Source organism: Lewinella sp. W8, from assembly GCF_004375085.3.
GTDB lineage: Bacteria > Bacteroidota > Bacteroidia > Chitinophagales > Saprospiraceae > Neolewinella.
In genome coordinates this window covers 569,499-582,570 of the sequence record NZ_SNAQ03000001.1, presented here as the reverse complement: position 1 = coordinate 582,570, position 13,072 = coordinate 569,499, and the positions used below count along the sequence as shown (strand labels likewise).

The following is a 13,072-nucleotide window of genomic DNA, read 5'->3' as shown; positions in this document are numbered from 1 at the left end:
CTAGTCTTGCTAAGGTACGTAAAGGCCGTTGGTAAAACGCAGCACTTCAAACAAAAGTTATCCACAATGGAGCCAAGGATGGAGGGAGAGAAGGATTGAAGGATTGAATTACCGAATGACGGAAGGATTGAATGAAAAAAAGGAGCGCTCCTCCGAGGCGTCCTCGCAAAGCGAGGCTCCTCGTAGGTGTCGCGGACCAAATAGCGGAATTTTTGGGCGACGGCGCGCAGGTGCAGCGGAATACTCGGCTCAGCCGGTGCAGGTGCAGCGTAGCGGAATACTCAGCCAGTGCAGATGCAACCAGGTCGCCGGCCGAAACGCGAGGCACGAGCAGGTTCGTCCGCCGACCTGGGGCACCCTATCCCACCAAAAAAGTAAAGCTCTACCTGTAGCGCCGGAGTCATCCGGCAAACGGTGCACCCTAACGGCTAAAGCCGTCGCTACTGAAGATCGGAGAGTGTTTGCTGCGCGTGAGGCCTAGTCTACCACACCCGCCCCTTCAATAAAATAAGCCCCCCTCCCCCACAAAAAATCAATATCCATCCAATAGCGAAGGATTTATCCGGCAAACGGTGCACCCCAACGGCTAAAGCCTTCGCTCCGAAAGGTAGTAGACTGCTAGCCTCAAGGCCGCGACACCGCGGAGGAGCCTCGCTTCGCTCGGACGCTGACGGGGAGCGCTCGCCTTTTCCTTTCGTCATTCACTCCCTCAATCATTCAATCCCTCCATCATTCAATCCTTCACTCCCTCCATCATTCAATCCCCCCCTCTTTCCTTATCTTCTGCGCCAAATTGACGTCCATGCGCCTGCCCTTGTGCCTGTTTCTCTTTTTGATCACCCCCTCGCTAACCGCCCAGAGCTCCCTGTTCGACGACCTGATGGCCGTGGAAGACGAGTGGCTGGACGTCATCCTGCGCTTCCCCGACGGAGCGCCACAAAAGGATACCATTGAGGTGGACGCCATCTTTCAGGTAGTCTCCGCATCCGGACCGCACTCCATGCCGGCGGGGGTACGGGTGCGGGGGCGTTACCGCCTGGTGTACTGCACCAACAAGCCCATGAACATCGACTTCAAACGGGGCTCCCTGCGCGACCACGGTTTTGCCGAGTTCGACAAGTATAAACTGGTGGTTCCCTGCCACGAAGGAGAAGAAAACGAGGCGGCCCTGATGCGGGAATTTCTGGCCTACCGGGTGTACAACGAACTGACGCCCTACAGCTTCCGAGTCCGGCTGATTCGGCTCACCCTCGTGGTGGGGGAAAACCAACTGCAAACCATTCCGGCCTTCATCATCGAAAACGACGAAGAACTCGCCAATCGGCTGAATCTGAAACAGGAAGACAACCACTTTGGGCACACCGCCGAAGACTTCTACGCAGACACCGAACCCACCCAGGCCTTTTTCCAGTACTTCATCGCCAACGGAGACTGGAGCATCCCCACGGGACAAAACCTCAAACTCTTCCGTACCCAGGACGACCAACTGATCCCCATTGGCTACGATTTCGATTTCTCCGGCTGGGTGGGCGCGCCCTACGCGCGCAAGCGATCCAGCGACGGCCGACTCGATCTGCAGGATCAGCAGTACCTGAGCATGACGAAATCCGAGGCGGTGCACCGTTCCGTCCGGGAAAAGTTCATGGCGCACGAGGATGCCATCGTTGATATAGTCCGCAAGCACCGTGATCTGCGGCGTTACGTGAAGCAATTCTCCCAGAAGATCGCCGTACGCCTGAAGTCCGACGAGTAAGCCCGTAAAACCTTCGGGGGGCCGAACTCCTTTACTGTGGGCAAATGCGTAATTCATTGCCCATGTCCAAAAGTTTCATTCCCGCTTTATTGCTCCTTGCCCTCGTACTTTGCACCTGCGGTCCCTCGCAAAATGATCCCACGCCTCCCCCGGCCCTGGGCAACGCGGAAAACGTGCCGGTCTACGAGCATTTCGCGGACATCGAAGGCCTTTTCGGCGGTGGGAGCGACACGGCCTACCTCGTCAATTTCTGGGCCACCTGGTGCAAGCCCTGTCGGGAAGAGCTACCGCTACTGCAACGCCTGGCGGACGAGGCTTCCCCCGTCCCCGTCAAGGTCGTTCTGGTCAGTCTCGACACGGAGCCCAGCGCCATTGAACGCATCCCCGACTATTTCCAGCAAGCGGGCATCAACCTGCCCAATTTGGTCCTCACCGACGAAGGATCGGAATGGGGGAAAACGATTGACCGCGCCTGGACGGGCGCCCTGCCCACCACCATCCTCTACCGGGGCAAACGCAAGTACGTCTACCGCCGAAATTTCCCCACTTACGTTGATCTTCAGGGCGCTATCCAGCCATTGCTTGACGGATAACTGACGGTTTTTTGGAAAGCGGCTAAAACCAGAACGGCATTTTTCGTATTTTGATTCCGCAACTAATTTGATATGCGGAACACCTACTTGATTCTTATCCTGCTGTTTGTTTCCCTTTCCGTGAGTGCTGCTTCGTTCCGTGGTTTTCTGTTGACCAAAGACGGCTACCAGCTGACGGGCTATCTGAATTTAATTGAGTACGCCCCGACGGGAAACCTGATTGTCTTCACCAACGATTTCGGTGACGAATACTCCATTCACCCCACCCTCGTCAAGGGCTTCGGCTTCAGTAAGGACGGGGAAAACTTCCGGTACGTCAGCCGTTTCCACGAAGGGCTGTGGTTCTTTTTACGCGAAGACCAATCTGGTAGGGCCCTGCGATTGTACCGCCTTCCCGATAGCTCCGATGACTGGGTTGACGACCAATTGCTACAACTCTTCCAGAACCCCATCCCTACCTACTGGATCGGCTACGGCAAGGACCAAATCTTTCCCGTGCCGCGGGTAGGATATAAGAAAAGCCTCCGCGAATTTTTCGCCGAGGCCAGTCCGGAGCTCGCCCGAAAAATCGGCAAGCGGGGCTACCGCTACCGTGACATCTACGCCATCGTCGCCGAATTTAACGAGCGAAGCATGCGGAGAAGACGGAGGCTGTAAGGAGGGAAAACATTTACCATTCGTAACTCAGCCGCAGTTCTACATTGCGGCCCGGGGCGTCGGCGAAGTACCGCTGACGGTCAAGGTAGTCCCGGTAGGTGGAATTGAGCAGGTTCTGGGCGCCGAGGCGCAGGTGCAGCGTTCGTTCCGTACGGCCGGGGGCCGAGGGATTCTTCACGGGCAGCCCCCATTCCTTTTCCAATCCGGCTTCCAGCAGCGCGTAGCCGGGGGGCGGCGGCAGGAAGTCCTGTTCTGCGTCCAAGCGGGTTTGCCGGTCCACCAGCAGGGCGCTCAGGCTCAGTTGCCAGCCCCGCGGCTGGCTTCCCGTGCGGTACTTCACCCCCAGACGGAGGTTATCAGCGGGCATGTACACCAACGGACTGTCTTCGGTCCGGTTACGGCCCCGGACGATGGCCAGACGGCCATCCACTTCCCAGCGATCGTTGGGTTGCCAGAAGGTGGTCAGGGTGCTGCCGTAGAGCAGCGCATCGCCGGCCCGGTAGAGGAAGAGAGGAAAAGCACCCCGGATGGTCAGCCGAAATTCCGGCTGGGGTTCCAGAAAGATGTAGTCCCGTACGGGTTGTACGAAGGCGCTGGCGTTGACGATCAGGGAATTACTGGCGTACCGCCAGCCTCCCGTCACCTTCAGGGAGCGCTCGGGTTGCAGGCTGTTGTCTCCCTCCTCAATACCGCTGACGCCCTGGTGCAGGCCACGGCTGTAGAGTTCATTGATTTGCGGGGCCCGCTCCCGAAGCGTAACGCCCAGCCGCAGGCTGGAGCGCCCGGTGATCCGGTAGTTTCCCTCGGCGCTGGCGCCAAGGGTATTGAAGCGGTGCTCGAAGCGTTCGATCCGGAAGGGCGGGTCGGGGGTGATGGTGATGGCTTCGTAGAACTGCCGGTCCACCCGTAGCCCGGCGTGGTACTGCCAGCGGTCGCCCTCTTCGTGGTAGGCCAGGTAGGCCGAGGCGCGGTTGGCGTTGTAGTCCGGAATCAGGGGAAAGATTCCCGTGCCGGGAACGTTGTCGTTGAGGACAAATTCGTACTGCAGGTTGGCGTCCAGGTGGCGGTCCGGAGCCAGCTCGTGGTGCCAGGCGCCCTCCACGAGGTGGCTCCACTGCCGCAGGCTGAGGGCGGGGATATTATCTCGGTCGCCCCGCCGGACGTCAAACTCCTTGCGGTTGTTGAGCTGTCCGCCGTAGCGGAGGGTCAGCCGGTGATCTTCGTTGGGGCGAAACTCGGTTTCGAGTTTCAGCAGGTGGTGCTGCACGGCCTGCCGGGGAGAGTTGATGTCAAAACTGATGTCCGGCTGCGTGAAGAAGGGCTCCTCCCGGCCGATGGCGTCCTGCAGGTCCGTCAGGTTACCGATGTGAGAGCCACGCAGTACGCCGATGTTGGCGTTGAAGATGCTGTAGTAGAGGCGGCTCGTCCACCGCTGGTTGTGGAAGTGGGCCAGCTGAAGGGCGGCGTTTATTTCCTGACGTCCGGTGTTCGTCAGCACGTAGTCTGGAGCCCGTTGATCTCCGCGTATTTTTCCCGTGGCGCTGAGGCGGTAGGCCGTGCGGCCGCCCGCCGTCAGGCGGGCATTGAGGGTATTCCCGAGGCCATTGGACTGAAATCCGTAGGCCAGGGTCCCCGAAGGAGATTCGTTCTCCCGGAGGGGCGCTGGTTCGATCAGGACGGTGGCCGCGACCGTGGGGCCGGCGTACTTCAGGGCCTCCACGCCCTCCACTACGCGGACGTAGGCCGCGACCCAGGGGTCAATTTCCGGGGCGTGGTCGTTTCCCCATTGTTGCCCACTCTGGGCGATGCCGTTGTTCTGAAGGCTGAGGCGGTTGCCGAAGACGCCATCGTAGACGGGCTTGGCCGCGGCCGTTCCGCTGCGCAGGCTGCTCACGCCGGCCGTGCGTTCCAGCACGTCGCCAAGGGTAGCTACCGCCTGCCGGTCGAGTTCCCGGGTATACTCCGCCGACGCAGCGGAGGACACCGTCACCGTTTCCGTAAAGTTGTCGTGGTGGTGCAGGAATACCGTCAGCGTGGTATCCCCCCGTAGCAGCATTTCGATTTCTTGTGCATCACAGCCGATGTGAGAAAATCTCAGCACCTGCGCTCCGCCGCAAACATTGTTCACCTCAAAGTAGCCACTACTGTCTGCCTGCACGCCCACCCGCTCATCTATCAGGTAGACGTTGGCGTACCCCAACTGCTCGCCGTCGTGCTCACTTAAAATCCTTCCGGATATGGTAAAGGAGCATCCGGTCTGAGCCGCAACGTATTCTCCACCTACCAGGAATAAGGTGGCAAGCAGGGAAAATCGAAAGACGGTTTTCGGAAATCTTCCGGTAGGCAAGTAAACTAATTTGGTGGGCGGGCCCGGCAAGATCACCGGGCCCGCAAAACTACTGAATAGTTACGTTGAAAGTAACTTCAATGTCCGTTTCTCCACCGGCAAGCTCGGGCGTATTGATCGCCAGGCCGGCGGCACTCTTATTGGGCTCATGGCGCAGAATGATGGTCAGAGTTCCAAAGCCCGCCGCGCCGGCGGTAACGTCGGTCAGCAGACCGACGGGGTTTCCGTCGCCGTCGCTGTCGCCGTAAGCGATCGTCAGGTCAGCAGAACTCACCTGGAAGAAGAACATATGCTCATCATCCTCCTCTTCTACCTCTTCGGTGATGTCTTCGATGTCGCTGGCGTCGGAAGCATCCAGGAGTTCCAGCGACCCGGTGTAGGTAGCGTTTGCCGCCAGTGGTCCGGATACCGTGATGGTGGGGGCGTTGCCACCGTCGCCGTCACGATCCTGAAAGGTCATCGTCACCACGTCACCGCCTCCCGTCGGGGTAAGGGTGTAGGTCAGGTCGGTGATGACTTCTTCGGGGTTCTCGATGATGGGGTCATCGTCATCGCAGGCGTTGAAGGTTACCAGGGCAACAAGAGCAAAGAGTAAGAGAAAAAGGTTTTTCATGTGGTTATGGTTATTGGAAGTATAAAGGTAGTACGGGAACGCCATTACTGCAACAAAGTTGCAAAAACTCAGCAAATAAAAAAATACCCCCGCCAGAAACCTGACGGGGGTAAGTTGTTGAAGATTCTTTTTTAGCTGCGAACCCGGGCCAGTTCGTCGAGCACTTCGGCCAGTTCACGGCAAATTTGCTCGCCTTCGGGGTCTTCCACGAGAGCCGTCATGATGTAGTTCCGCTCGGGGCCCTGCACCATGGCTACATCTGCGTGGAAAACGGACCAGGAACCCGACTTGCGGTATACCGTGGCGTTGGGGGCGATCCGGTCGAGCGTATTGACGAACTTGTGGTGCAACTCCGGGTTGACCAGGTAGCTCATCATGGCGCTGCTGGCCGTTTCACTGATCAGACGACCGTTGGCCAGCAGGTAGAAGTAGCGGCACACCTGCTCGGCGGTGGCGGCGTGGCTGATTCCCTTGATGGGATCCGGGTACCGACGACCACCGGCGGCGTAGCGCTTGCCCACCCAAAGACCACCACCGAATTCGGGGTCGTACAGTTTGAGTTCGGGGCTCGTCATGGTTCTTTCGATGTTTTCGAAACCAACCCGGTCGATCATCCGGGTGGTGGCGGCGTTGTTGGACTTGGCGATCATCAGTCGCATGTCCCGACGGATTTCTTCCGTCTCCTTGAGTTCACCGCGCTCGATGGCGTCCTGAGCGGCGGCCAAAACGGCAATTTTGGGCAGGCTGGCCGCGTACATCATGTGCCGTCCGTTGAGGGTGGCAAAGCGGGGGGCGGTTTCCTCCTGCATGTCCACCAGACCGACGGACAGTTTCTTGTTCCGGTAAAGCTTGGCCCACACGGGGTTGGCTAAAATTCTGGCTTTGAGTTCTGCCTGCAGCGTTTCGTTGCTGAAGTCACGCAGCGCGGCTACGGGTGCAGCTTCCTCCATGGGAAAGTCCGCAACGGGAGCGGCAACGCGCTCCAAATTAACCGGCATGAAGAAACTGGAAGCCTGTACGAATTCAGCCTGGAGGCGGCTGACGTCAAACTGCGTACTGCTCATGAAAAACATTGAATTCAGTAAGAGCAGGAAAAAGAAGATCCTTTTGAACATATAAAAGCGTGTGTCTTAGAAAAAACCACATGGTTGGATCACGTGGCAAATTGAACTTAACGTCACACAATTGCTATTTGGGAAGGCTAAACGGCTCCAATATCGTAAATCCTTAGTGCTGAGCCGCCGTTTGTAGACAAACAAATATACAAACAGTTGCGAGAAAGGCTAATCTGAAGGGCGAAAACGGGTAGTTTAACACTATGGTAACGTTTTCTTTGGGGTGTATCGCGGTTACAGCTCACTGGTCGAATGAAACTCGATCTCCGGGTGGTTATCCTTAGCCATCTGGAGCGTCCAGGCGCTTTCGGCAAGGTATACGTTTCGGCCGCTCTTGTCGACCCCCACGTGCTGACGGCGGCGTTCCAAAAAGGCCCGCATGGCGGCCGGATCCTCACTCGTCACCCACAGCGCTTTGTGGAGGTTGATGGGCTCGTAAATGACCTTTGCGCCATACTCGTGCTCGAGCCGGTACTGAATTACGTCGAACTGCAGTGCCCCCACCGTTCCGATGATCTGGGCGTTATCCACCGTACGGGTAAATAGCTGGGCTACACCTTCGTCCATGAGTTGGTCGATTCCCTTGGCCAGTTGCTTGGACTTCAACGGATCACCGTTGATGACCCGCCGAAATTGTTCAGGACTAAAGGAAGGGACACCCTTAAAGTGTAACTCCTCCCCTTCCGTCAGGGTATCCCCGATTTTGAAGTTCCCCGAGTCATAGAGTCCCACCACGTCACCCGCAAAGGCCTCGTCCACCACTTCTTTTTTGGCGGCCATGAAGCTGGTCGGGTTGGCAAACTTCAGCTTCCGACCTTGCCGCACGTGCAGATAGTTGGTGTTGCGCTCGAAGGTGCCGGAGCAGATCCGGAGGAAGGCAATGCGGTCCCGGTGACGGGGGTCCATGTTGGCGTGAATCTTGAAAACGAAGCCGGAAAACTGATCTTCGTTGGGTTCCACCTGCCGCTCTTCGGCCGGCCGGGGCCGGGGCGGCGGAGCGATTTGCACGAAGCAGTCCAATAGTTCCTTGACGCCAAAATTATTGACGGCCGAGCCGAAAAATACGGGGCTGATTTCTCCATCCAGGTAGTCCTGGCGTGCAAAATCGGGATAGACCTCGTTGATCATCTCCACCTCGCCGCGCAGCTCTTCGGCGGCGTCCTCCCCAACCAGGCTATCCAGTTGCGGGTCCGCCAGGTCATTGAATTCAATGACCTCTTCCGGACGCCCCTGTTTGTTGTCGGGCCGGAACAGCACTAGTTTTTCCTCAAAGAGATTGTAGACGCCCTGGAACCGGTCTCCCATCCCGATCGGCCAGCTGAGCGGCCGGGCGTTCAGGTGCAGTTTCTGTTCGATCTCGTCGATGAGGTCGAAGGCTTCTTTACCGGGGCGGTCCAGTTTATTGACGAAGACAATGACGGGGGTCCTGCGCATCCGGCAGACTTCCACCAGTTTTTCCGTTTGTTCCTCTACCCCCTTGGCGACGTCAATGACCACGATCACGCTGTCCACCGCCGTCAGGGTGCGGTAGGTATCTTCCGCAAAGTCTTTGTGGCCGGGCGTATCGAGGATGTTGATCTTCTTATCTGCGTAGTCGAAGGCCATCACGGAGGTGGCTACGGAGATGCCCCGTTGCCGCTCGATCTCCATAAAGTCGGAGGTCGTGGTCTTTTTGATCTTATTGCTCTTCACGGCCCCGGCAACCTGAATGGCGCCCCCGAAAAGGAGGAGTTTCTCGGTCAGGGTGGTCTTCCCCGCATCGGGGTGGGCAACGATGCCGAAGGTGCGGCGACGGGCGATTTCGGTTTTCTGGCTCATAATTCGGAGCGCAAAAGTACGGCGGTAAAAAAACTTTCCCTAAGCTTGGTGCATTATCCCGTAGCATTTTATCTTTGCGTCCGCTTTAATCAGCCACCCTAGCTCAGCTGGTAGAGCAATTCATTCGTAATGAATAGGTCACCGGTTCGAGTCCGGTGGGTGGCTCACAGCAAAGCCCCGCAATCCGTCTGGATTGCGGGGCTTCTTGCTTTTTATCACCGGCAACTGCTTTCGGATGACGAAACGTACTCCGTTTTGGAGGTAAGGTTTCGGGCCCGGAGGGTTTACGCGACTAGCCTTTGGCAACGGCGTGCAGGTGCCAGGTAATTATTCGGGTGCCAACTTTACAGGTTCGTGGTCTGTGCGTCTACATTATAGCGGTAAATGGCACAGATTCCGGAGGTAATGCGGGGCATTTCCGTCCGGGGCAGATTATACACCTTCGCACCGGAGGCATGGGCGGCTCGGGCTGCCCGTTCGAGCAACTCCTCGCTGTTAGCATCATTCTGCTCCGGGTCAAGCGATACGCCGTTGGTCGCTTCATCGTAGGTACCGTAGCTATCGTGATCTTTATCGACCCAGAGTACCTCCACCCGGCCATTGATGGCTGCGGGAATGACGGTATGGACACCAAAACTTGCCTCGTTATTGGCCAGTTTCGCCTCGAATTTTTCGAGATCCCGCTGGTATTGTTCCTGAAAGTGGGGCGCCACTACGTTCCAGGCCATTTCCTGTAACTCGGCGGGTTGCTTATCCGCCACATTACCGGCCATAAAGTCCTCTTCGTACAGGTGAGCATAACTATTGGCCTCCCGGTAAATGGGAATTAGTTCTTCTACTCCCGCCAGCACCAGGGGTGCATTGTCGTCGCACAGAATACTGGTCACGCCGTCGTTCACGCGGTCAAAAAAGACCTTGATTTCTTCATTCTCCTGATCGTGATCGGCGTCACGGCCAAAGAATACGGAGTTACTACCGGCTTTTTTGCCGGGGGCACCAGCGCGGGTCAGTCCGCGGCTGCGGTCATCAATCCGTAACGCTTCGGCCATATTACTGGGCACCTCTTCGGCAAATTCCAGTTCCTGGATGCTGTATTCGGTAGTTTCAAACAGGCGGATGTTGTCGCGACTGAGGGAAAGAAGGTAAAAACGGGCGGGGTCCTCGTTCACCAGCGAAATCAGGGGACGTACGTAAAAGGTCTGCTGTACGTATACCTGGCTACGGAAGTCAATCGGACAGGCATAATGGCTGAAGTGTCCGTCACCGATAAACACGGCCAGGCCGTCACTTTGATCTTGCCAGAATTCCGGCTCGGCGAATAAATCAATGGCCGGCTGCAGAAATTGCTCCGCCTGTGACGGGCGCAACCCGAATTGCTTTTCAAGTTTGCGAGCGGCCAATTGCACGGCATTCTTAGCCCGTATACGGGACTTCTCCTCCTGGCCAACGCGGCCGGTGGGGAAATACATAGAAACAGAGTGTGGGCCACTGAAGCGGGCCAGTTCTTTGAAGTTATTGTCGGTAATCACGATGGGTGATTTTTAAGTTTGGTTTTTGCGTCCACGGAGGGAACTTCCCTCTCTCTTGAAGCGGCGTTGCGTCGTTTACGATTCTTCCGGTAAATACCGGAGATGACGCCCAGGAAATACAAAAATCCAAGTGCGTAGTAAATCGATCGCCCTACGGTACCCAGGCCCTTAGCGAGGCCGAGGTAGCCCATCATCCCCAATACGGGGATGGCCGTCAACAGTGTACTGGGAATCCGGGACACAATCAGGTTAATTTAAGGTTCATGGGGAACATCCCCCACTTACCTTAAAAACCGAAGGGCACTACCCCGTGTTCGGTAACCCTCTGGAAATCAAAACAGAAAACATTGCCCCGGCCGACATTACCTTTTCCGGATACTTTCCCGGTTTTAAAACCGAAAAACCGAAAATCCCCGCAATTGGTGGGTAGATACGGTGGTGAGCATGGAAGTTGCGATCTCAATTTCCGGCAGGGTTTGCTCCGGGGTAAAGCCCCGGGCCAGTAAAGACTGACCGCAGACGGTGAGCTTTACTCCCGCAGCCTTCAGGGCCGTTACCAGCGGAGCGTTAGGATTATCCACTCCGAAAAGCTTTTGGTGGGTAGCGTTATCCAATACACCGAAGGTGGCCTTTCCGTGGATGGCCAGCACCACCTCCATTTGCTCCGGTGGCACGCCACCCACGGCGTGTAGGTTCAGCATCCGGGCAACGTTGTTTAGTCCGGCCCCCAGGGTGTCGGGCGTGGGCGCTCCGGAAAACACGTCTACCACAATTTTGTAGCGCAGGCCCGGATCCGGCTTCACGGTAGCTTCCGGAATCGGATAGATCCCGCCAAAGTCCTTGATGACCGGGTTGACGCGTTCCTGGCCAAGCAGAGAGGTGAACGCCAGGAGACTAATGGCAAGGAGGAAATATGTTCGCATGTCTTGTGTTCTTGGTAAAAATTTCGGGACCCTACTGAAGCTTTGCCATTTCTTCTCTGGCGGCGGCAGCTATTGCTCCATCTCCGTCCAGGGCAATGGCTTTGGCAAAAAGTTCTTTGGCCTGATCCGTTTTACCGGAGCTCGCCACGGCAATTCCGTACCGATAATGGGTGCGGGCCGATTCCGGGAAGAGGCGGTTATTCATCCGTAGCACGAAGGAGGCCTCCACGTTACGACCACCACCGAGCAGCATTTGCCCGATGCGATCAAACTCGCCCTCAAAATCAACGAACCGATAGTTGGGGTCCTCCACGAACTTCTGGGCGTCGGTTTGCACCTGCATGATTTTACCCGTGGAGAATAAGTCGGTAAGGTGCTGCATGGGGTCGCGGACAAAATTATCTCCGTCAAACTGCAGGGCCTTTGCCAGGACGGGGTCCTGGTTGGTACGATATTCTTCGGCGCTGAGTCCTACCGCCAGATGGGGCGCCAGCCAGTCGGCGTTCTGCCACTGGGGCTTGTCTTGCCACCAGGCCCAGGAAAGGCGCACGGGGATTTTGCTGTTGGGCAGCACAAGCAATCGGTTATCGCCGTAGAAGTTTACGTTTTCGCCCGTTGGTTCTCCGAGGAAAATGGCGTTGGTGTAGTTGTCCAGTTCGTTGACCAAATTCTGACAGGCGGAGAACGTCCGCCGACCGATGAGTACGAAAAATTTACCGGGTTGGTTGATTTTATCGGCCCGGATGACGTTCGTGACCACGTACTTGTTGTTGAAATTGTTTCCACCGCCATTCAAGCGTACGTCCAGCACCAAGCGCTCCACTTCGTTGGCATCAACGAAGGCGAAAACGCGCTTGAAGAAGTCATCAATACTTTCGGTCGGGTCGGGAAAAACCTGACTGTACCGAACGTAGACTACCCGTTCCTCGGGCAAATAACGGAAGTAGTAGTGCTTTTCCAGGGAGTCCAGATAATGGGGGGTAACCGTTTCATCTCTCATGCCCGTCCATCCCTCACCGGATTTACTGAAGCCATAAGCAATGGAGATTTCCGGGGATTGCTCCGCAACAACCTGCTGTTCAAAGGTCTCCCCGTCTTTTTCGAGGGTGAAGGTGATTTCCTTCTTCAGTTCCTCCGTCACGCCGCTGGCGTGCAATATTTCCGGAATGCAGAGCATGTACAGTCCGTAGGCCTTGACGAAATAGTCATTCTCGGCGGGAATCATTGGCCGGACCATCGTCAACGCCTCGGCGACGGGCCGGCCTTCGATGTTGATCACTCTTGCTCCTACTGCCCGTGAATAGTCCCGGCTGGCACCTTCCACGAAAAGGCCATCAGAGAACTCGTACAGATTCAGGGGCAGACGGTGAAAGCCTACCTCCTCACTCAGCGGGCGAATGGAAGTATGTCCGTACGCAAAGGACGACACCAGACGGATGAACCCCGCCTTAATCTCGTGAGCCGCCATCTCCGGTATGGCTTCCCGCAGCTGTTCGACCTGCTCATCGAAGGCGGCTACCGTGGTTTTTTTGAACAGAAAGGGGTAATCGGTGTGAATGGTTTTCTGGAAAAAATCCAGATCCGCCCGCCATTCCCCGGCGGTAAGCTCCACTTGCGCAGTAGCGCCGGCGAAGGGTAGCAGGCCCACAAGCAGGGCCATAAGTAATCGAAAAAGCATGCTAAGTGTTAGGTGGTACGGAGCTAAAGGTAGGGGCTACAAGTTG

10 protein-coding genes and 1 tRNA gene are annotated in these 13,072 nt (G+C 56.7%); 4 read left to right on the top strand and 7 right to left on the bottom strand.

Annotation, left to right across the window (positions count from 1 at the left end; translation table 11 throughout):
• Positions 1–802: 802 nt before the first annotated feature.
• From E1J53_RS02365 to E1J53_RS02355, 3 genes are all read left to right on the top strand, one after another.
• Entirely contained in the window at positions 803–1,753 is a 951-nt protein-coding gene (locus tag E1J53_RS02365; RefSeq protein ID WP_134270376.1) for a hypothetical protein, read from the top strand.
• A gap of 62 nt (positions 1,754–1,815) precedes the next feature.
• Positions 1,816–2,346, top strand: coding sequence for a TlpA disulfide reductase family protein (locus E1J53_RS02360; RefSeq protein ID WP_173021336.1), 531 nt, complete (start codon positions 1,816–1,818; stop codon positions 2,344–2,346).
• Between the two features lie 72 nt (positions 2,347–2,418).
• Positions 2,419–3,003, top strand: a complete 585-nt coding sequence (locus tag E1J53_RS02355) for a hypothetical protein (RefSeq protein WP_134270374.1) — start codon at positions 2,419–2,421, stop codon at positions 3,001–3,003.
• Positions 3,004–3,016: 13 nt separating this feature from the next.
• Here the strand turns inward: E1J53_RS02355 and E1J53_RS02350 are convergent, their stop codons facing one another.
• The 4 genes from E1J53_RS02350 to E1J53_RS02335 form a co-directional block, all read right to left on the bottom strand.
• Complete coding sequence (locus E1J53_RS02350) at positions 3,017–5,350, bottom strand: TonB-dependent receptor (RefSeq protein ID WP_173021335.1); 2,334 nt, start codon at positions 5,348–5,350, stop codon at positions 3,017–3,019.
• Between the two features lie 49 nt (positions 5,351–5,399).
• Complete coding sequence (locus tag E1J53_RS02345; RefSeq protein WP_134270372.1) at positions 5,400–5,963, bottom strand: type 1 periplasmic binding fold superfamily protein; 564 nt, start codon at positions 5,961–5,963, stop codon at positions 5,400–5,402.
• A gap of 131 nt (positions 5,964–6,094) precedes the next feature.
• Positions 6,095–7,027, bottom strand: a complete 933-nt coding sequence (locus E1J53_RS02340; protein WP_253929771.1) for a serine hydrolase — start codon at positions 7,025–7,027, stop codon at positions 6,095–6,097.
• Between the two features lie 285 nt (positions 7,028–7,312).
• Positions 7,313–8,896, bottom strand: a complete 1,584-nt coding sequence (locus tag E1J53_RS02335) for a peptide chain release factor 3 (protein ID WP_134270371.1) — start codon at positions 8,894–8,896, stop codon at positions 7,313–7,315.
• Between the two features lie 92 nt (positions 8,897–8,988).
• Between E1J53_RS02335 and E1J53_RS02330 the strand changes: the two genes are divergently transcribed.
• Positions 8,989–9,061 (top strand) — tRNA-Thr (locus E1J53_RS02330).
• A gap of 179 nt (positions 9,062–9,240) precedes the next feature.
• Here E1J53_RS02330 and E1J53_RS02325 read toward each other — a convergent pair.
• The 3 genes from E1J53_RS02325 to E1J53_RS02315 all read right to left on the bottom strand — a co-directional run bounded on the left by E1J53_RS02325 (position 9,241) and on the right by E1J53_RS02315 (position 13,026).
• Positions 9,241–10,425 (bottom strand): hypothetical protein, encoded by a 1,185-nt coding sequence (locus E1J53_RS02325; protein ID WP_134270370.1) that lies wholly within the window; start codon positions 10,423–10,425, stop codon positions 9,241–9,243.
• Positions 10,426–10,814: 389 nt separating this feature from the next.
• Positions 10,815–11,348 carry a DsrE family protein gene (locus E1J53_RS02320; protein WP_134270369.1) on the bottom strand — a complete coding sequence of 178 codons (534 nt, stop codon included), beginning with the start codon at positions 11,346–11,348 and terminating at the stop codon, positions 10,815–10,817.
• A 31-nt stretch (positions 11,349–11,379) separates the two neighbouring features.
• Positions 11,380–13,026, bottom strand: coding sequence for a hypothetical protein (locus tag E1J53_RS02315; RefSeq protein WP_134270368.1), 1,647 nt, complete (start codon positions 13,024–13,026; stop codon positions 11,380–11,382).
• Positions 13,027–13,072: the final 46 nt, after the last annotated feature.

Excerpts from the sequence above, each read along its gene's own strand:
- E1J53_RS02355 (WP_134270374.1), top strand. The coding sequence starts at position 2,419 with ATGCGGAACACCTACTTGATTCTTATCCTGCTGTTTGTTTCCCTTTCC.
- E1J53_RS02335 (WP_134270371.1), bottom strand. The coding sequence starts at position 8,896 with ATGAGCCAGAAAACCGAAATCGCCCGTCGCCGCACCTTCGGCATCGTT.
- E1J53_RS02340 (WP_253929771.1), bottom strand. The coding sequence starts at position 7,027 with ATGAGCAGTACGCAGTTTGACGTCAGCCGCCTCCAGGCTGAATTCGTA.
- E1J53_RS02345 (WP_134270372.1), bottom strand. The coding sequence starts at position 5,963 with ATGAAAAACCTTTTTCTCTTACTCTTTGCTCTTGTTGCCCTGGTAACC.
- E1J53_RS02360 (WP_173021336.1), top strand. The coding sequence starts at position 1,816 with ATGTCCAAAAGTTTCATTCCCGCTTTATTGCTCCTTGCCCTCGTACTT.
- E1J53_RS02365 (WP_134270376.1), top strand. The coding sequence starts at position 803 with ATGCGCCTGCCCTTGTGCCTGTTTCTCTTTTTGATCACCCCCTCGCTA.
- E1J53_RS02315 (WP_134270368.1), bottom strand. The coding sequence starts at position 13,026 with ATGCTTTTTCGATTACTTATGGCCCTGCTTGTGGGCCTGCTACCCTTC.
- E1J53_RS02320 (WP_134270369.1), bottom strand. The coding sequence starts at position 11,348 with ATGCGAACATATTTCCTCCTTGCCATTAGTCTCCTGGCGTTCACCTCT.